Source organism: Streptomyces sp. DSM 15324, from assembly GCF_001514285.1.
Lineage (GTDB): Bacteria > Actinomycetota > Actinomycetes > Streptomycetales > Streptomycetaceae > Streptomyces.
In genome coordinates this window covers 157,529-175,233 of sequence record NZ_KQ949036.1, presented here as the reverse complement: position 1 = coordinate 175,233, position 17,705 = coordinate 157,529, and the positions used below count along the sequence as shown (strand labels likewise).

Genomic DNA, 17,705 nt, shown 5'->3' with positions numbered 1-17,705 from the left:
GAAACGCTTATAGATCTGTGAGTCTGCTGGGGATGGTGACGCACTCGGCATCACCGGGGGCGCCATCTCCCCCTCCACCCCCCGCAGTTGCGCTTCCCTTTAAGGACAAACGTGTCCCTTTCCCGCCGTACCGCCGCTCGTTCGGTGCGTTTCCTCGGTGTCACCGCCGCCTCCGCCGCACTCGCGCTCACCGCCGCGGGCAGCGCGCTGGCCTGCGAGATAGGTGACTTCTCCGCCGCTGCCGGATGCGACGGCGCCAAGGGCGTCATCACGGTGACCGACAAGGACGCCACGGGCGTGCCCGCCGTCGTCACCGTCTTCCTGGAGAACAACGGCGCCGACCTGCGCCAGGTCGGCGAGCAGACGGTCGAGGGGTCCAAGAAGGGCGCCGTCATCACCTTCGCGGAGGACTGGGCGCCCGACGCCGTCTACCGGATCCATATCAAGGCCGTCAAGAACAAGAAGATCCTCGTCGACGACGACATCGCCGGCAACCTGACCACCCCGGCCGAGGCCTGCACGACGGACGAGGACACCGCCTCGCCGTCCCCGAGCGCGTCCGCGTCGGCATCCGGGACGCCGTCGAGCACGCCGTCCAAGCCGGCCGACACGATCTCCGCGAGCCCCGCGGACTCCTCTCCCCTGGACGACAGCACGGCCACCACCACGGACAACGCCCCCTCGCCCGCGGTCCAGGAGGCCAACCTCGCCGAGACCGGTGCCTCCAACACCGGCCTGATCGCCGGCATCGCCGCCCTGCTCGTCGTCATCGGCGGCGGCGCGGTCTTCTTCGGGATGCGCCGACGGGGCTCCGACAACCGCTGACCCGCCCCCGCACCACCCCTGTGGCCCGCCCTCCCGCCCGGAGCGCGGGCCACACCCCGTGGGCGGCCGCTCAGGCGCGGCCCAGCACCACCGTCTCCGTCGCGTCGAAGGCCACTGCGACCAGGTCCCCGGTCGCCGGCGCGTCCCGCAGCGCGCACGCCGCCTCCAGCCGCGGCGCGCCGTCCGGCTGAAGGTGTACGGCGACATGGGTGCCCTTGAAGGTACGGGCGGCGACCGTGCAGCGGAGGCCCTCGTCGGCGGGGACGAGACGGACTCCGGCGGGGCGGACGAGGAGCGTGCGCGGGCCCTGCGGTGAGCCCTCCGGCACCGGCACCTTGCCCCAGGGGGTGACCGCGACCTCGCCGGTGACGTTCGCCTCCACGACGTTCTCGAAGCCGAGGAACCGCGCGACGAACGCGTCAGCCGGCCGCTGCCACACCTGAAGGGGCGTACCGGACTGGGCGATCCGCCCGTCCCGCATCACCACCACCCGGTCGGCGAGCGCGAACGCCTCACCCTGGTCGTGCGTCACCGCGAGGACCGTGGTTCCCAAACGGCCGAAGAGCTCCCGCAGTTCCACCACCAGCCGCTCCCGCAGCGAGCGGTCGAGCTGGCCCAGCGGCTCGTCCAGCATCAGCAGCCGGGGGCGCGGGGCGAGCGCCCGGGCGAGCGCCACGCGCTGCTGCTCACCGCCGGAGAGCGCGGCGACCGCCCGGCGGTCGGCACCCGGGAGACCGACGAGGTCGAGCAACTCCTCTACCCGCTCCTGCTGTTCCCGCCGTGACGCGCCGTGCATGCGCAGCCCGAACGCCACGTTCCCGCCGACGTCGCGCTGCGGGAACAGCTGATGGTCCTGGAACATCAGCCCCAGCTCCCGCCGGTGCGCGGGCACCCCCGCCTGGTCCCGCCCGTCGAGCAGCACCCGGCCCGAGTCGAGGGGCTGGAGACCGGCGACCGCCCGCAGCAGCGTCGACTTGCCGCTGCCGCTCGGCCCCAGCACACACACCACCTCGTGCTCACCGACGGCCAGATCCACACCGTCGAGCACCGCCCGCCCGCCGAACCGCACGGTGGCCGCCTCAAGTCCCAGCAGCATCAGAACTCCCCCGTCCGGTCGGTCCGCAGCCGCTCCAGCACCAGCAGGGCCGCCGCGCACACCAGCATCAGAATCGTGGACAGGGCCATCGCCTGACCGTAGTTGAGCTCACCGGCCCGGCCCAGCAGCCGCGCCACCGCGACCGGCAGCGTAGGGCGGTCCGGCCGCGCGATGAACACGGTCGCACCGAACTCCCCCAGCGACACCGCGAAGGCGAACCCGGCGGCGACCAGCAGCGCCCGCCGCACCATCGGCAGGTCCACCTCCCGCCACACCCGCCACGGCGACGCCCCCAGCACCGCCGCGGCCTCCCGCAGCCGGTGGTCCACCGCCCGCAGCACGGGCAGCATGGTCCGGACGACGAACGGGACGCCGACCAGCGCCTGAGCGAGCGGGACGAGGATCCAGGCGGCCCTCAGATCCAGCGGAGGCTCGTCCAGGGTGATCAGGAACCCGAAGCCGACGGTCACCGCCGACACACCCAGCGGCAGCATCAGCAGCGCGTCGAAGCCCCGGACCAGCCGGCCCGCGTCGCGCCGGGTGAGCGCCGCGGCGGCCAGGCCGCCGATCAGCACCGCGATCACGGTCGCGGCGACGGCGTACTCCAGCGAGTTGCCGATCGCCTCGATCGGCGGCACCAGGAAGACATTGCCCTCCTCACCGGTCAGCGCCCGGTAGTAGGCGAAGTCCGGTGCGTCCAGGGACCGCTGCACCAGCACGGCGAGCGGCAGCACCAGCAGCAGCGCGACGCTCACCAGCACCCCGGCCAGCAGCGCCCACTGCCCGGCGCCGCGCGGCCGCCGGGCGGTCAGACTCGCGTCCACCAGCCGCAGGGCGGTCTCCCGCCGCCGTACCGTCCAGGCGTGCAGGACGAGGATCGCGCCGACCGCGGCGAACTGCACGATCGTCAGGACGGCCGCCGTGGAGAGGTCGAAGATCTCCGAGGTCTGGCGGTAGATCTCCACCTCCAGGGTGGAGAAGGTGGGCCCGCCGAGGATCTGGACCACACCGAAGGAGGTGAAGGTGAACAGGAAGACCATCAGCGCGGCGGCGGCCACCGCCGGTCCGAGCGCGGGCAGGATCACCGTGCGCCAGGCCCGCAGCCGGGACGCGCCCAGCATCCGCGCGGCCTCCTCCTGGCGGGGGTCGAGCTGGGCCCACAGCCCGCCGACGGTCCGGACGACGACGGCGTAGTTGAAGAAGACGTGCGCCAGCAGGATCGCCCAGACGGTCGTGTCCAGCCGTACGCCCCACAGGTCGTCCAGCAGACCGCCGCGCCCGACGAGCGCGAGGAACGCGCTGCCGACGACCACCGTCGGCAGCACGAACGGCACCGTCACCACGGCCCGCAGCACCTGCTTGCCCGGGAAGTCCAGGCGGGCGAAGACATACGCGCCCGGCAGCGCCACCACCAGGGTGAGCGCGGTCGAGGCGACCGCCTGCCAGGTGGTGAACCACAGGACGTGCCGGATGTCGGACTGGCCCAGGACGTCGGCCACCCGCCCGAACCGCCACATCCCGTCGACCTTCAGCCCGCGGGCCACGATCGCGGCGACGGGATAGGCGAAGAACAGCCCGAAGAACGCGACGGGCAGGGCCATGAGCCCGAGCCGCGCCGCGCTCCCGGAAGGCCTTCCGGCCGGCTTGGTCACTTCAGTACGAGCGCGGTCCACGACTTGACCCACTGGTCGCGGTCCTGGGCGATCTTCGCCGGGTCCATGGTCTCGGGGTTCTTGGCGGCGGGCCCGTACGCGGTGAACTCCGCGGGCACCCTCGCCCCCGCGACGACCGGGTAGACGAACATGTTGAGCGGCATGTCCTCCTGGAACTCCTTGGAGATCAGGAAGTCGATGAACGCCTTGCCGCCCTTGGCGTTCTTCGCGTTGCTCAGCAGCCCCGCGAACTCGATCTGCCGGAAGCAGGTGCCGGTCGCGACCCCGGTCGGGGCGGTGCTGGGCCTGGGGTCGCCGTAGATCACCTCGGCGGGCGGGGAGGAGGCGTACGACACGACGAGCGGCCGGTCGGCGCCGGCCTTCCTGCCGCCGGCGGACCCGGAGAACTCCTCGTTGTAGGCCTGCTCCCAGCCGTCGACCACCTTGACCCCGTTGGCCTTGAGCTTCTTCCAGTAGCCCTCCCAGCCGTCGTCGCCGTACTTCGCGGCCGTGCCGAGGACGAAGCCGAGGCCGGGCGAGGAGGTGGAGGCGTTCTCGGTGACGAGGAGGTTCTTGTAGGCGGGCTTGATCAGGTCGTCGTAGGACGTCGGCGGGGCCAGCTTGTGGTCGGCGAAGTACTTCTTGTCGTAGTTGACGCAGATGTCGCCGTAGTCGACGGGCGTGACCCGGTGCTTGCCCGCGTCCAGCTGGTACGCGCCGCCGACCCGGTCGAGCCCCGTGGCCTCGTACGACTGGAACAGACCGTTGTCGAGGGCGCGCGACAGCAGGGTGTTGTCGACGCCGAAGAAGACGTCGCCCTGCGGGTTGTCCTTCGTCAGGACGGCCTTGTTGACGGCCTGGCCCGCGTCGCCGTCCGTGAGGACCTTGACCTTGTAGCCGGACTTCTTCTCGAAGTCGGCGAGCACGTTCTTGGAGACGGCCCATGAGTCGTGGCTGACGAGGGTGACGGTCTTGGAGTCCGCCGCGCTCGAGGTGCCGGACGACTCCCCGCCGCACGCGGACAGGGTGACGAGGCCGAGGCCGACCGTCGCCGCCACGAGTGTCTTGATGTGCACTGGATGTCCTCCTGGGGTTGACCAGGAAGAACGCGGCCCCGCCCGGGGACGCCCGGGCAGGGCACAACAGCTTGAGCGATGACCGAACTTCCTACCCAGAATGACCTGGGCGAGGTTCAGAGGGTCTGCGGCCCGATTGCCGCACTCTCAGCGCTGTGGCGCTCCCCTGTCGGAATATGAAGATGTGACGTGGCCAGATCTTAGCGCTCGGTGGCCGCCAGCTGACCACAGGCTCCGTCGATCTCCTGGCCACGGGTGTCCCGGACGGTGACGGGCACCCCGTGGGCCGCGATGGCCTCGACGAACGCCTTCTCGTCCTCGGGCCGCGAGGCCGTCCACTTCGAGCCCGGGGTCGGGTTCAGCGGGATGAGATTGACGTGCACGGGCTTTCCACGGAGCAGCCGGCCGAGCCGGTCACCACGCCAGGCCTGGTCGTTGATGTCCCGGATCAGCGCGTACTCGATCGACAGCCGGCGCCCGGACTTCTCCACGTAGTCGAAGCCCGCGTCGAGCACCTCGCGCACCTTCCACCGCGTGTTCACGGGGACGAGGGTGTCGCGCAGCTCGTCGTCCGGGGCGTGCAGCGAGATCGCGAGCCGGCACTTGAAGCCCTCGTCGGCGAACCGGTGGATGGCGGGCACGAGCCCGACCGTGGAGACGGTGATCCCGCGCTGCGACAGCCCGAGCCCGTCCGGAGCGGGATCGGTGAGCGCCCGGATCGCGGTGACGACCCGCTTGTAGTTGGCGAGCGGCTCGCCCATCCCCATGAAGACGATGTTGGACAGCCGCGCCGGCCCGCCGGGGACCTCGCCGTCCCGCAGCGCCCGCATCCCGTCCACGATCTGGTGCACGATCTCGGCGCTGGACAGGTTCCGGTCGAGCCCGGCCTGCCCGGTCGCGCAGAACGGGCAGTTCATCCCGCAGCCCGCCTGCGAGCTGATGCACATCGTCACCCGGTCCGGGTAGCGCATCAGCACCGACTCGACGAGGGTCCCGTCGAACAGCCGCCACAGCGTCTTGCGGGTGGTGCCCTCGTCGGTCGACAGATGCCGTACGACGGTCATCAGCTCGGGCAGCAGCGCCTCCCGCAGCTTCTCCCGCGCACCGGCGGGGATGTCGGTCCACTCCGCCGGGTCGTGCGCGTACCGCGCGAAGTAGTGCTGCGAGAGCTGCTTGGCGCGGAACGGCTTCTCACCGATCTCCGCGACGGCGTCCTTCCGCTCCGCTGGCGAGAGATCGGCAAGATGCCGCGGCGGCTTCTTGGCTCCGCGCGGCGCGACAAAAGTGAGTTCTCCGGGCTTAGGCATGGCCCCACCAGTGTCGCAGATCGAATCCGGTGCCCCGGTCGCGCGCCCGGGAAGGCCTTCCTCAATGACAGGTCCTGGAAGATCGATGAAGATCTTCTAGGTCGCCGGCTGCTCCAGGTGGCTCTTCAGGAGGCGTTCGTTCAGTGGCAGTTCCTTGCGGACCTGGGGGCGGACGATCAGGGGGAGGAGGACCTTGCCCATGCCCCTGCCCTCGAAGTCGAGTTCCATCGTCACGCGGGAGCGGCGGCCGTCGTCGAGCGGGGTGATCTCGCCGTGGACGTGACCGCGCACGGGACCGTCGATGCCTCGCAGGCCCCAGGCGTGCGGGGGGTCGTACTCGGTGTACTCCATGGTCATCGGGATCTCCCGGCGTCGGCCCACGTGCCGCGTGACGCGCAGCCGGGAGCCGACCTGGACCGGGCCGGGGTCGAGCTGTTCGGCCGAGACCGCGCTCGCCTGCCATTCGGGCAGGTGGGACGGGTCGATGAGATACGCCCACACGTCGTCGGGGCTGCGGTCGACGTCGATCGATTCACGGAAGCCGGACATGATGTCCGCCCCCTTTCCGGACGATTGCCGATGAGACGATTGCCCACAAAAAGGACCTCCGGGGGAAATCGTCCCACTGCGGGCGACGTCCAGCAAAGGCCGCGGGCCCCGACCTGAGGGTTCAGGTCGGGGCCCGCGGGCAGGGTGGACGGGCCGGCGCCGGGTCAGCCCGATCCGACGAACAGCACGAACAGCAGCCAGACGACCGGAGCCGTCGGCAGCAGGGAGTCCAGCCGGTCCATGATGCCGCCGTGACCCGGCAGCAGCGTGCCCATGTCCTTGATGCCCAGATCCCGCTTGATCATGGACTCGCCGAGGTCGCCGAGCGTGGCGCTGGCCGCGACCGCGAGGCCCAGCAGCAGCCCCTGCCACCAGTGCCCGCCGTCGATCAGGAACTCCATGCACAGCGCGCCCACGACCATCGCGAACGACACCGCGCCCAGCAGGCCCTCGCGGGTCTTGCCGGGGCTGATGCGCGGGGCGAGCTTGTGCTTGCCGAAGCGCCAGCCGACGGCGTAAGCGCCGGTGTCGCTGACGACCGTGAGGAGGAAGAACGCCAGGACGCGCTGCGCGCCGTCGTCCGCGGTGAGCATCAGGGCGACGAACGTGGCCAGGAAGGGGACGTAGAAGGCGGCGAAGACACCGGCCGTGACGTCCCTGAGGTAGCCCTCCGGCGGCTCCGTCATCCGCCAGACCAGGACCGCCAGCGCGGTCAGGGCCATGGCGACCCAGGCACCCTCGGGCCCCCGGACGTACCCGGCGACGACCATCGCGGCGCCGCCGATCGCCAGCGGCACCAGCGGTGCCTTGATCTGCTTGCGCTCCTGAAGCCTGCTGGTCAGTTCCCACAGCCCGACGACGACGGCGACCGCTATCACGCCGACGAACACGGCCTTGACGATGAACAGCGACGCGACGATCACCACACCGAGGCCGACCGCGACCCCTATGGCCGCGCCCAGGTCTCGGCCCGCACTCTTCTTCTGCGGTGCGGGCGCGGGCTGTGGGGCTGCGGGCATGGGCTCCGGATTCTGCGGCACCGCCGCATGGGGCGGTGCCGACGGGGTCTCGTGGCGGAACGTCTCCGCACCGAAGGACGCCTGGTCGGGCGTCATGGGGCGGTACGCCTCGTCGCGGAACGAGGGGCCGCCCAGCCGGGCGGCCCCCGGGTCGTCATCCTGGTTTCCGCCGTGCGCGGGTACGTCGGGGACGATGGGCATGGGGCGAGTCTGCTGCGCCTCAGGCGCATCGTACGCGGGACCCGCCGGGGCGGCTCCCTGGACAGGCCCCCGGCCCTGGTAGGGCCCCTGGTCGGTGGGCCCCCAGTACCCGGCCTGTGTCCCGGCTGGTGGCGGAGAGCCCCAGGAAGAGTCGTTCATCAGACCTCGAGCAGCTCCGCTTCCTTGTGCTTGAGGAGCTCGTCCACCTGAGCGACGTACTTCGCGGTGGTGTCGTCGAGCTCCTTCTCCGCACGACGGCCCTCGTCCTCGCCGACCTCGCCGTCCTTGACGAGCTTGTCGATCGCGTCCTTGGCCTTGCGGCGCACGGAACGGATGGACACCCGGGAGTCCTCGGCCTTGCCCTTGGCGACCTTGATGTAGTCGCGGCGGCGCTCCTCGGTGAGCTCGGGGAACACCACCCGGATGATGTTGCCGTCGTTGCTGGGGTTGACCCCCAGGTCGGAGTCGCGGATGGCCTGCTCGATGTTGCGCAGCGCCGTCTTGTCGAACGGGGTCACGACCGCCATGCGCGGCTCCGGCACGGAGAACGAGGCCAGCTGGTTGATCGGCGTCAGCGCGCCGTAGTAGTCGGCCACGATCTTGTTGAACATCGCCGGGTGCGCACGGCCGGTGCGGATCGCGGCGAAGTCCTCCTTGGCGACCACGACGGCCTTCTCCATCTTCTCCTCGGCCTCGAGGAGGGTCTCTTCGATCACCACTTGCTCCTGCGTGTCTTGAGTAAGGCCCGGCTGCGGTTCACTGTCGGTGGCGGCGGCCGGCTGCGTCGCGTCTTCTTCCTGCACGGTTACCGTCCGGCAGGACATTGTCCATCCTCCGACCGGGGTCCGTCCCCCGGTCAGGTGTTGTCGTACGAACCCGGGGACAGCCCGGTCAGCCCCGGCTGCCCTGCTCACCCACCAGCGTGCCGATCTTCTCACCCTTGACGGCGCGGGCGATATTGCCCTCCGCCAGAAGCTCGAAGACGAGGATGGGGAGCTTGTTGTCGCGGCACAGCGTGATGGCCGTGGCGTCGGCGACCTTCAGGTCGCGCGTGATGACCTCGCCGTAGCCGAGGGCGTCGAACTTGACGGCCGCGGGGTTGGTCTTGGGGTCGGAGTCGTAGACGCCGTCGACCCCGTTCTTGCCCATGAGCAGCGCCTGGGCGTCGATCTCCAGGGCTCGCTGGGCGGCGGTGGTGTCGGTGGAGAAGTACGGCATGCCCATACCGGCGCCGAAGATGACCACGCGGCCCTTCTCCAGGTGGCGCACGGCCCGCAGCGGGATGTACGGCTCGGCGACCTGTCCCATGGTGATGGCGGTCTGCACGCGGCTGTCGATGCCCTCCTTCTCCAGGAAGTCCTGGAGGGCGAGGCAGTTCATGACCGTGCCGAGCATGCCCATGTAGTCCGAGCGGGCGCGGTCCATGCCGCGCTGCTGGAGCTCGGCGCCGCGGAAGAAGTTGCCGCCGCCGATGACAACGGCGATCTCGGCGCCGTCGCGCACCACGGCCGCGATCTCGCGGGCGATCTTGTGCACCACGTCGGGGTCCACGCCCAGGCCCCCACCGCCGGAGAATGCCTCACCGGACAGCTTCAGCAGAAACCGGCCGTGTACTTTGCCGTCGTCGCTCTTCTGGGCCTTGGTGGTCATGGGAGATCCCGCCTTTTCACGTGGTGCACATACGAAGAAGGCCATTGCCGGTGGGGTGTCGTTCGCAACCCGTGCGCGGCAATGGCCTCCTCGTCAGATCTGCTGTCGTCCGTCACGCACGCGCGCGTGACGGCGTACCGGGACGACTGCCTACGACCCTATAGGGGGCCGGGCGTCCGTCGCGGTACGGACTCAGATGCCGACCTTGATGCGCGAGAAGCGCTTCAGGGTGACACCGGCCTCGTCCAGGACCTTCTGGACGGACTTCTTGTTGTCGAGCGCGTACGGCTGACCGAGCAGCGTCGCGTCCTTGAAGAAGCCGTTGAGGCGACCCTCGACGATCTTGGCGATCGCGGCCTCGGGCTTGCCCTCGGCGCGGGTGGTCTCCTCGGCGATGCGGCGCTCGGACTCGACGACCTCGGCCGGCACGTCCTCCTTGGCCAGGTACTTCGGCGCGAAGGCGGCGATGTGCTGGGCGACGCCGCGGGCGACCTCGGCGTTCGGCTTGTCGAACTCGACGAGGACGCCGATCTGCGGGGGCAGGTCGGGCATCGTGCGGTGCAGGTACGCGGTGACGAAACCGTCGTTGAACTGCGCGAAGCGGTCCAGGACGATCTTCTCGCCGAGGTTGGCGTTGGCCTCGTCCACGAACGCCTGGACGGTCTTGCCGGCCTCGATCTCGGAGGCGAGGAGCGCGGCGAGGTCGGCCGGGGAGGTCGCGGCGACGTGGTCGGCGATGGCCTTGGCGACGCTCTGGAACTTCTCGCCCTTGGCGACGAAGTCCGTCTCGCACTTCAGCTCGACCAGGACACCGGAGGCGTTGTCGTCGGCGATGATCGCGACCACGGCGCCGTTCTCGGCGGAGCGGCCCTCGCGCTTGGCGACGCCCTTCTGGCCCTTGATGCGGAGCGCCTCGACGGCCTTCTCGACGTTGCCCTCGGCCTCGTCCAGCGCCTTCTTGCAGTCCATCATGCCGGCGCCGGTGAGCTCACGGAGCTTCTTGACGTCGGCGGCGGTGTAGTTCGCCATGAGTCTGTGAATCTTTCTCGAAGTCTGGAAGATCGAAGATCTGCACGGTCTGGGAACTCCAGTGGGCAGGAGCTCTCCGACTCTGTGCCGACCTACGGGTGAACGGCGGGGGCGGACTTGATGTCGCCGCCCCCGCCGTCAACCGTGACGCTGGACGGTCAGGCCTGCTCGGCGTCCGCGGCCGGAGCCTCGGCGGGGGCCTCGGTCGCCTCGGCGGCGGGGGCCTCGGCGGCCGGAGCCTCAGCGGCGGGGGCCTCGGCGGCGGGAGCCTCAGCGGCGGGGGCCTCGGCGGCCGGAGCCTCGTCGGCCTTCTTCTCGCCCTCGAGCAGGTCGCGCTCCCACTCGGCGAGCGGCTCGCCCGCGGCCTTCTCACCCTTGTCGCCGGTGGCGACGCCGGAGCGGGCGATGAGGCCCTCGGCGACGGCGTCGGCGATCACACGGGTGAGCAGGGTGACGGAGCGGATCGCGTCGTCGTTGCCCGGGATCTTGTAGTCGACCTCGTCGGGGTCGCAGTTCGTGTCGAGGATGGCGACGACCGGGATGTTGAGCTTCCGGGCCTCGCCGACCGCGATGTGCTCCTTCTTGGTGTCCACGATCCAGACGGCGCTGGGAACCTTGGACATCTCGCGGATACCGCCGAGGGTCTTCTCCAGCTTGGCCTTCTCGCGCGAGAGCACGAGAAGCTCCTTCTTGGTCAGACCGGACGCGGCGACGTCCTCGAAGTCGATCTGCTCCAGCTCCTTGAGGCGCTGCAGACGCTTGTAGACGGTGGAGAAGTTGGTGAGCATGCCGCCCAGCCAGCGCTGGTTGACGTAGGGCATGCCGACGCGGGTGGCCTGCTCGGCGATGGCCTCCTGCGCCTGCTTCTTCGTGCCGACGAACATGACGGTGCCGCCGTGGGCGACGGTCTCCTTGACGAACTCGAAGGCGCGGTCGATGTACGACAGCGACTGGAGCAGGTCGATGATGTAGATGCCGTTGCGCTCGGTGAAGATGAAGCGCTTCATCTTCGGGTTCCAGCGACGGGTCTGGTGACCGAAGTGGACGCCGCTCTCCAGCAGCTCCCGCATCGTGACGACGGCCATGGCCGTTCTCCTTGGGTTTCTCGGTTGTGCCGCGGGAACCGGACGGCTCCCGCGCCTGACGCCCGCGGTGCGCCGAGCCACGAAGGACCGAGGGGCGCGGATACCGGAGGACCGACCTGGGCCGGGCTCCCGATACCGGGGCGTGCGAAGTCGACCCGGTGACCCGGATCGCCAGAAGAAGTGTACGGGACCGACGGGGCACCGGGTGACGCCGCTCTCCACAACCGGCGGGTTGTCCACAGGCCCGGACGTGATCGGCGCGGCCGCGGGACGGTTCTCCCATGAACGCGCCGCGCCGCACCTGCCTGCTGTTGCTCCTGTTGTTCGTCCTGACGGCCCTGCCGGCCTGGGCGGACACCCCACCCGGTCCCCCGGACCACCCCCCGCGCCCCCCGGCGATCGCCCGGACCTGGCCGGTGGGCACCCGCCCGCCGGTGCTCCGCGGCTGGGAGCCGCCGGCGACGCCCTACGCCCGCGGCCACCGCGGGGTCGACCTGGCGTCCGCACCCGGCACCCCGGTCCGCGCGGTGGCGGCGGGCCGCGTGTCGTACGCGGGGCGGGTCGCGGGACGGGGCGTGGTGTCGGTGGAGCTGACGGGCACGGACCTCAGAACGACGTACGAGCCGGTACGGCCCCTGGTCCGCAAGGGCGCCGAGGTGGCCGCGGGTGAGGTGATCGCCGAACTGGAACCCGCGGGCTCCCACTGCGCGACCACCTGTCTGCACTGGGGCCTGCGGCGGGCCCGGGCCTACCTGAACCCACTCGGCCTGCTGCCGCCCCGGCTCCTGCGGAGAGGTCCGGCCCGGCTGCTCCCGCTCGCGGCTCAGCCGCAGACGCCCCGCAGGACCATCCGCACCGCGGCCTCGGTGATCGTCTCCGGCGCCTCCGCGGCCCCCAGCTCGATCCTGCGCACCGCCGAGTCCACGACCCCCTGGACCAGCATCGCCGCCAGCCGGGGCTCGGCATGCCCCATCTCCGCCAGCGCGTCCACGATCATCGCCACCAGCGCCCCGTGCGCGGCGCGGATCTTCTCCCGGGCGCCGGCGTCCAGTTCGCTGGCCGAGATCGCCACCACGGCCCGGTGCCGCCGGTCCCCGACCAGCGCCAACTGCCGCCGCACATAGGCCTCGACCTGGGCCCGCGGCCCGTCGGCGGCGGTCATCGCCGCCTCGACCTCCGCCGCCCATACGGGGAAGTCGACCTCGCACAGCTCCTCGACCACGGCCGCCCGCGAGCGGAAGTACTCGTAGACGGAGGAGCGGGCGAGCCCCGTCCGCTCGGCCAGCGCGGGGAAGGTCAGCGCCTCCGTCCCACCCTCGGACAACAGAGAGCGTGCCGCGTCCAGCAGGGCGGCACGCTGCATCGACCGGTGCTCGGCCACGGAGGCCGCTCGAATCCTTGGCACGCCGACCACTTTACGGACGCTCCCCGCCGTACGGGAGTGACTGCGCCCGCTCCGCCGCCCGTTGTCCCGGTCAGCTGTCCCGGTCAGCGACCGAAGCTCGCCAGTTTCGCGCGCAGCTGGAGCACCGACTTGGTGTGGATCTGGCTGACCCGGCTCTCGGTGACCCCGAGCACGTTGCCGATCTCCGCGAGGGTCAGGCCCTCGTAGTAGTAGAGCGTGACGACGGTCTTCTCGCGGTCGGGCAGGGTGTTGATCGCCCGGGCCAGGAAGCGTCGCAGCTCGCGGTCCTCCGCCACCTCCACGGGGTTGTCCGCGGCGGTGTCCTCCAGGGTGTCCATGAAGCTGAGCCCGTCGCCGCCCTCGTCGCCGACGTGCAGCAGTTCCTCCAGGGCGACCACGTTGGCGAGCGAGAGCTGGCTGAAGACGGCGTGCAGCTCGTCGACGCCGATGCCCATCTCGGCGGCCACCTCGCCCTCCGTGGGGGTCCGCCGCAGCCGTGCCTCCAGCGTCGCGTACGCCCGCTCGACGTTGCGCGCCTTCTGCCGCACCGACCGGGGGATCCAGTCGAGCGCACGCAGCTCGTCGATCATGGCGCCCCGGATACGGGTGATCGCGTACGTCTCGAACTTGATCTCCCGGTCGAGGTCGAACTTCTCGATCGCGTCGATCAGCCCGAAGATCCCCGAGGAGACGAAGTCGGCCTGTTCCACATTGGGCGGCAGACCGACGCTCACCCGGCCGGCCACGTATTTGACCAGCGGCGAGTAGTGCAGGATCAGCTGCTCCCGCAGCCGCTCGTCCCCCGTCGCCTTGTACGACCGCCACAGCTCGTCGAGCGTCGAGGGAGCGGGCGGCCGCACGCTGCCACCGTCGCGGGCGGCTGGGGGGACCGCCGCCCGGTCGGACCCGGAGGTGTGCTGGGGCATTCGTCGCCTTGTGCCGTTCTGCCGTGAAGTACGTGGAGTCGGGGGTACCTGGGTGTCCTGCTGGTCTGAAGTCGCTCTGCTGCCGTTTCGTACCGGAATCCTCGTGAGCGTAGCGTGACTGGAGTGTCGCGGTGCGCGAAGAGCGGGTCCGCGCGGGTACGCAGATACGTTCCGCCGACCGCCCCGCCGGGTCGCGGAGGTGGCGTCGGGTGACCCTCGCGCGGCGTCAACTCGGCCGAAACCGCAAGGCCTTCGGCGTTCCCCCGGACGGCCGAACACCGTCGCTCAGGACGACCCGGGAGCCCCTCGAACGGAGACGATCGCCTGGCGTGTCAACTTCCAGCCGTCGCCGTGTCGTTCGACGTAACCGAGTGCCCTGAGTTCGTACAGCCTCGCGATCGCGTCGTCCGGGGTGGTCCCGGCGCCGCGGGCGATCTCCTCGGCGCGGGCGGGGCGGCGGGCGGGGAGCGCCGCGAGGACGCGGCGGGCGCCGGGCTCCAGGAGGTCGCGCGGGAGGACGGGGCCGCGGCGGGCGGGGGCGAGTTCGCCCATGTCACCGACGAGTTCGACGACTTCCGCGGCGTCGGTGACGAGTTCGGCCTCGCCGCGCAGCAGCTCGTGCACCCCGGCGGACAGTCCGCTGGTCGCGGGACCGGGGACGCCCATGGTGTGCCGGCCGAGCCGCTGGGCCGCCCGTGCGGTGACGAGGGAGCCGCTGCGGTGGGCGGCCTCGACGACCACGGTGCCGCGGGTGAGCGCGGCGATCACCCGGTTGCGCAGGACGAATCTGCTGGGCGTCGGATGGTCCCCCGGCGGCAGCTCCCCCACGACCAGTCCCTGCTCGGCGACCCGGTTGATCAGCTCGGTGTGGCCGCGCGGGTAGGGCCGGTCGACCCCGCAGGCCAGGACGGCGACGGTGGCGCCGCCGGCGCCGAGGGCGCCCCGGTGGGCGGCGCCGTCCACGCCGTAGGCGCCGCCGGAGACCACCACCCAGCCGCGCTCGGCGAGGCCCGCGGCGAGGGTGGCGGCCATGTGGGCGCCGTACTCCGTGCAGGCGCGGGCGCCGACCACGGCGACCGAGCGCAGGCCCCACATCCGCAGGCTGGGCCGGCCCCGCACCCACAGCCCGAGCGGGCGGGCGTCCCCGAGGTCGTCCAGGGTGCCGGGCCACTCCGTGTCCCCGGGGCACAGGAACCGCACCCCGGCGGCCTCGGCCACCGCCAGGTCCCGCTCCGGTCCGGCCGCCGCGGCCCGTGCCCTGAGCCCCGCCCACCGCCGCTCGCCCGTCCCGGGGGGCGGCTCCCGGCGCTCCCGCAACCGCCGCACCACCTCCGCGCACCCCCACTCCCGCACCCACCGCCCCCCGACCTCGTCGCCGGGCTCGAACACGCGGGAGAGGAAGACCCGGGCGAGGCGGTCGGAGTCGGGCTCGCCGGTGCGGTTCATGCCCGGGCCCCGAGAGCCATCGGCACACCGCGCGGGACCCCGGTCCGCAGTTGCAGGGCGAGGGCGACATCGGTGGCGTCGGGCCGGTCGTGGCCGACGAGGTCGGCGACGGTCCAAGCGACCCGCAGGACGCGGTCGAGCCCGCGCGCGGTGAGCACCCCCCGCTCCAGGTTCCGCTCGGCCTCGTCCATCGCGCCGGACCGCGCGTGCCAGCGGCTGCGCAGCTCGCGTCCCGGCACCTCGCTGTTGGTCCGCCAGGGGGTGCCGGCGAGCCGGGCCGCCGCCCGCTCGCGCGCGGCCCGGACCCGGTCGGCCACCGTCGCCGTGGACTCGCCTCCGGGACCGCGGTGAGCGAGCTCGTGCCGGCCGACGGGGTCCACCTCGACCCGCAGGTCGACCCGGTCGAGGAGGGGTCCGGAAAGCCGGGCGTGGTAGCGGCGGATCGCCGAGGGCGGGCACTCGCACAGGGTGTCGCGCTGCGAGAAGCGGCCGCAGGGGCAGGGGTTGGCGGCGAGCACCATCAGGAAGCGCGCCGGGAAGCGCACCACGCCCGCACTACGGGCGATCACGACATGGCCCGCCTCCAGGGGCTGCCGCAGGGCGTCCAGGGTCTGGGTGCTGAATTCGGGGGCCTCGTCCAGAAAGAGCACGCCCCGGTGGGCGAGGGAGACGGCGCCGGGACGGGCGAACCCCGGCCCGCCGCCGACCAGGGACTGCATGGTGGCCGAGTGGTGCGGGGCGCAGTACGGGGCCGCGTCGATCAGCGGTTTGCCCGGTGGCAGGAGCCCGGCGATCGAGTGGACCGCGGTGACCTCCAGGGAGTCCTCCCTGGTCAGCGGGGGCAGGACGGCCGGCAGCCGCTCCGCGAGCATGGTCTTGCCCGCCCCCGGCGGTCCTTCCAGGAAGAGGTGGTGGCCACCGGCCGCGGCGACTTCCACCGCGGTCCGTGCCGAGCGCTGGCCCACCACGTCGGCGAGATCGTGCCCCTGGTCGTGGTGGGCGGCGCCGAGGCTGTGCATGCCCGTGGCGGCGCCGGTGCCGGGCATGCGCAGACCGGCGAGGAGGGGATCCGGGCGGCCCGGGTCGTCCGGTTCCTCCTCGGGGACGGGTTCGTCCGCGAGGACCGCGATCAGCTGGCGCAGGCTGCGCACGCCGAGCACGGAGACGCCCGGCACCAGCGAGGCCTCGGCCGCCGCGCACTCGGGCACGACGACCTGTTCGTAGCCCGCTTCGGCCGCGGCCAGCACGGCGGGCAGGATGCCCCGGACCGGGCGGACCCGGCCGTCCAGCCCGAGCTCCCCGATCATCACGATGTCGGCGAGGACCCGGGGGTCGATCCGCTCCGCCGCGCCGAGTACGGCGCAGGCGACGGCCAGGTCGAAGCCGCTTCCGGCCTTGGGCACCGACGCCGGGCTGAGTCCGACGGTGAGTTTCTTCTGCGGCCACTCGGCTCCCGAGTTCACGACCGCCGCCCGCACCCGGTCCCTGCTCTCCGTCAGGCTCTTGTCCGGCAGGCCCACCAGGGTGAACGCCGCCACCCCCGGCTCCAGGTCCGCCTGGACCTCGACGACGACGCCCTCGACGCCGACCAGTGCCACCGAACACGCACGCGCGAAGCCCATCTCAGACCACCCCCCGCACATGCTCGACGACGGGGGCTCCGCGGTCCGGGAGCAGGACTCCGACCAGGTCGAAGCGGACGCCGCCGGGCGGCGCGCCGTGGGTCTGGATCCAGCGCTCCGCGAGGTCCCGCAGCCGCCGGGCTTTGCGCGGGGTCACCGCGGCCATCGGGTGCTGGTAGGAGCCGCCCTTGCGGGTCTTCACCTCGCAGACGACGAGGACGTCCCCGTCGCGGGCGACGATGTCGATCTCGCCCGTCCTGCCGGAGCGCCAGTTGCGCTCCACGATCGTCATCCCGGCCTCGGACAGCCGCCGGGCGGCCACGTCCTCGCCGTAGCGGCCCATCGCACGTCGTGCGTTCATGCAGGCACCACCTCCGGCGCCCACAGTCACGCACCCGACCGCCCGCAGTGGATCTTGGTGGATGAGTCACCCGGTGTGGACAACTCCGTCACCCACAAGCGGGACACATCGGCGGGCCGACAGCCCCGGGTCAGCTGCCCGGCAGCTCCAGGTCGCTCTTGTTCAGCTCCTCGATGTTCACGTCCTTGAACGTGAGCACCCGCACCTGCTTCACGAAGCGCGCCGGCCGATACATGTCCCACACCCAGGCGTCGGCCATCGAGACCTCGAAGAACACCTCGCCCTGGACCGAGTGCACCTGCATCTCGTAGTCGTTGGTCAGGTAGAACCGTCGCTCGGTCTCGATCACGTATTTGAACAGACCGACGACATCGCGGTACTCCCGGTAGAGCTTCAGCTCCATCTCGGTCTCGTACTTCTCGAGGTCCTCGGCGCTCATGGCATGTTCCCCTTCAG

Annotated in this window: 17 protein-coding genes, 1 pseudogene and 1 riboswitch; of the genes and pseudogenes, 2 read left to right on the top strand and 16 right to left on the bottom strand. The window is 71.5% G+C overall.

Annotated elements, in window-relative coordinates; translation table 11 throughout:
* The first annotated feature begins 111 nt into the window (after window positions 1-111).
* Entirely contained in the window at window positions 112-825 is a 714-nt protein-coding gene (locus AQJ58_RS34755) for an LAETG motif-containing sortase-dependent surface protein (protein ID WP_067257490.1), read from the top strand.
* A gap of 70 nt (window positions 826-895) precedes the next feature.
* Here the strand turns inward: AQJ58_RS34755 and AQJ58_RS34750 are convergent, their stop codons facing one another.
* The 10 genes from AQJ58_RS34750 to rpsB all read right to left on the bottom strand — a co-directional run bounded on the left by AQJ58_RS34750 (window position 896) and on the right by rpsB (window position 11,489).
* Entirely contained in the window at window positions 896-1,921 is a 1,026-nt protein-coding gene (locus AQJ58_RS34750; RefSeq protein WP_067257487.1) for an ABC transporter ATP-binding protein, read from the bottom strand.
* A complete protein-coding gene (locus AQJ58_RS34745; protein ID WP_067257485.1) occupies window positions 1,921-3,522 on the bottom strand; it encodes an ABC transporter permease in 1,602 nt (533 codons plus the stop codon). Before AQJ58_RS34745 ends, AQJ58_RS34750 begins: the two co-directional genes overlap by 1 nt.
* Window positions 3,523-3,569: 47 nt before the next feature.
* Window positions 3,570-4,649, bottom strand: coding sequence for a thiamine ABC transporter substrate-binding protein (locus AQJ58_RS34740; protein ID WP_067257482.1), 1,080 nt, complete (start codon window positions 4,647-4,649; stop codon window positions 3,570-3,572).
* Between the two features lie 70 nt (window positions 4,650-4,719).
* Window positions 4,720-4,827: riboswitch (TPP riboswitch) on the bottom strand.
* Between the two features lie 22 nt (window positions 4,828-4,849).
* A complete protein-coding gene (rlmN, locus tag AQJ58_RS34735) occupies window positions 4,850-5,956 on the bottom strand; it encodes a dual-specificity RNA methyltransferase RlmN (RefSeq protein WP_067257479.1) in 1,107 nt (368 codons plus the stop codon).
* A gap of 96 nt (window positions 5,957-6,052) precedes the next feature.
* A complete protein-coding gene (locus tag AQJ58_RS34730; protein WP_067257478.1) occupies window positions 6,053-6,505 on the bottom strand; it encodes an SRPBCC family protein in 453 nt (150 codons plus the stop codon).
* Between the two features lie 164 nt (window positions 6,506-6,669).
* Window positions 6,670-7,884 carry a phosphatidate cytidylyltransferase gene (locus tag AQJ58_RS34725; RefSeq protein ID WP_079079412.1) on the bottom strand — a complete coding sequence of 405 codons (1,215 nt, stop codon included), beginning with the start codon at window positions 7,882-7,884 and terminating at the stop codon, window positions 6,670-6,672.
* The gene (frr, locus tag AQJ58_RS34720; RefSeq protein WP_055633754.1) at window positions 7,884-8,441 is read right to left on the bottom strand and encodes a ribosome recycling factor; all 558 of its coding nucleotides are present in this window, start codon (window positions 8,439-8,441) and stop codon (window positions 7,884-7,886) included. Before frr ends, AQJ58_RS34725 begins: the two co-directional genes overlap by 1 nt.
* 175 nt (window positions 8,442-8,616) lie before the next feature.
* Complete coding sequence (gene pyrH / locus AQJ58_RS34715) at window positions 8,617-9,375, bottom strand: UMP kinase (protein ID WP_067257473.1); 759 nt, start codon at window positions 9,373-9,375, stop codon at window positions 8,617-8,619.
* Between the two features lie 192 nt (window positions 9,376-9,567).
* A complete protein-coding gene (tsf, locus tag AQJ58_RS34710) occupies window positions 9,568-10,404 on the bottom strand; it encodes a translation elongation factor Ts (RefSeq protein WP_067257470.1) in 837 nt (278 codons plus the stop codon).
* A gap of 158 nt (window positions 10,405-10,562) precedes the next feature.
* Window positions 10,563-11,489: a 30S ribosomal protein S2 gene (gene rpsB, locus AQJ58_RS34705; RefSeq protein ID WP_067257468.1), complete on the bottom strand. Its 927-nt coding sequence runs from the start codon at window positions 11,487-11,489 to the stop codon at window positions 10,563-10,565.
* Window positions 11,490-11,770: 281 nt separating this feature from the next.
* Between rpsB and AQJ58_RS41870 the strand changes: the two are divergent.
* Window positions 11,771-12,319: pseudogene (locus AQJ58_RS41870) on the top strand (murein hydrolase activator EnvC family protein); the annotation flags it as partial.
* Here AQJ58_RS41870 and AQJ58_RS34695 read toward each other — a convergent pair.
* The 6 genes from AQJ58_RS34695 to AQJ58_RS34670 all read right to left on the bottom strand — a co-directional run bounded on the left by AQJ58_RS34695 (window position 12,313) and on the right by AQJ58_RS34670 (window position 17,688).
* Entirely contained in the window at window positions 12,313-12,870 is a 558-nt protein-coding gene (locus AQJ58_RS34695; RefSeq protein ID WP_067257464.1) for a TetR/AcrR family transcriptional regulator, read from the bottom strand. The pseudogene AQJ58_RS41870 and the gene AQJ58_RS34695 overlap by 7 nt on opposite strands.
* A 107-nt stretch (window positions 12,871-12,977) precedes the next feature.
* Window positions 12,978-13,820 (bottom strand): RNA polymerase sigma factor WhiG, encoded by an 843-nt coding sequence (gene whiG, locus AQJ58_RS34690; protein WP_067257462.1) that lies wholly within the window; start codon window positions 13,818-13,820, stop codon window positions 12,978-12,980.
* Window positions 13,821-14,105: 285 nt separating this feature from the next.
* The gene (gene dprA, locus AQJ58_RS34685) at window positions 14,106-15,266 is read right to left on the bottom strand and encodes a DNA-processing protein DprA (RefSeq protein ID WP_067257459.1); all 1,161 of its coding nucleotides are present in this window, start codon (window positions 15,264-15,266) and stop codon (window positions 14,106-14,108) included.
* Window positions 15,263-16,888: a YifB family Mg chelatase-like AAA ATPase gene (locus tag AQJ58_RS34680; RefSeq protein ID WP_067257457.1), complete on the bottom strand. Its 1,626-nt coding sequence runs from the start codon at window positions 16,886-16,888 to the stop codon at window positions 15,263-15,265. Before AQJ58_RS34680 ends, dprA begins: the two co-directional genes overlap by 4 nt.
* A 1-nt stretch (window position 16,889) precedes the next feature.
* The gene (locus AQJ58_RS34675) at window positions 16,890-17,279 is read right to left on the bottom strand and encodes a YraN family protein (protein WP_079079411.1); all 390 of its coding nucleotides are present in this window, start codon (window positions 17,277-17,279) and stop codon (window positions 16,890-16,892) included.
* 100 nt (window positions 17,280-17,379) lie between these two features.
* On the bottom strand, window positions 17,380-17,688 hold the full coding sequence (locus AQJ58_RS34670) for a DUF2469 domain-containing protein (RefSeq protein WP_005311352.1): 309 nt from the start codon (window positions 17,686-17,688) through the stop codon (window positions 17,380-17,382).
* Window positions 17,689-17,705 lie beyond the last annotated feature (17 nt).

Excerpts from the sequence above, each read along its gene's own strand:
- AQJ58_RS34750 (WP_067257487.1), bottom strand. The coding sequence starts at position 1,921 with ATGCTGCTGGGACTTGAGGCGGCCACCGTGCGGTTCGGCGGGCGGGCG.
- AQJ58_RS34745 (WP_067257485.1), bottom strand. The coding sequence starts at position 3,522 with ATGGCCCTGCCCGTCGCGTTCTTCGGGCTGTTCTTCGCCTATCCCGTC.
- rlmN (WP_067257479.1), bottom strand. The coding sequence starts at position 5,956 with ATGCCTAAGCCCGGAGAACTCACTTTTGTCGCGCCGCGCGGAGCCAAG.
- AQJ58_RS34730 (WP_067257478.1), bottom strand. The coding sequence starts at position 6,505 with ATGTCCGGCTTCCGTGAATCGATCGACGTCGACCGCAGCCCCGACGAC.
- AQJ58_RS34725 (WP_079079412.1), bottom strand. The coding sequence starts at position 7,884 with ATGAACGACTCTTCCTGGGGCTCTCCGCCACCAGCCGGGACACAGGCC.
- pyrH (WP_067257473.1), bottom strand. The coding sequence starts at position 9,375 with ATGACCACCAAGGCCCAGAAGAGCGACGACGGCAAAGTACACGGCCGG.
- tsf (WP_067257470.1), bottom strand. The coding sequence starts at position 10,404 with ATGGCGAACTACACCGCCGCCGACGTCAAGAAGCTCCGTGAGCTCACC.
- rpsB (WP_067257468.1), bottom strand. The coding sequence starts at position 11,489 with ATGGCCGTCGTCACGATGCGGGAGCTGCTGGAGAGCGGCGTCCACTTC.
- whiG (WP_067257462.1), bottom strand. The coding sequence starts at position 13,820 with ATGCCCCAGCACACCTCCGGGTCCGACCGGGCGGCGGTCCCCCCAGCC.
- dprA (WP_067257459.1), bottom strand. The coding sequence starts at position 15,266 with ATGAACCGCACCGGCGAGCCCGACTCCGACCGCCTCGCCCGGGTCTTC.
- AQJ58_RS34680 (WP_067257457.1), bottom strand. The coding sequence starts at position 16,888 with ATGGGCTTCGCGCGTGCGTGTTCGGTGGCACTGGTCGGCGTCGAGGGC.
- AQJ58_RS34670 (WP_005311352.1), bottom strand. The coding sequence starts at position 17,688 with ATGAGCGCCGAGGACCTCGAGAAGTACGAGACCGAGATGGAGCTGAAG.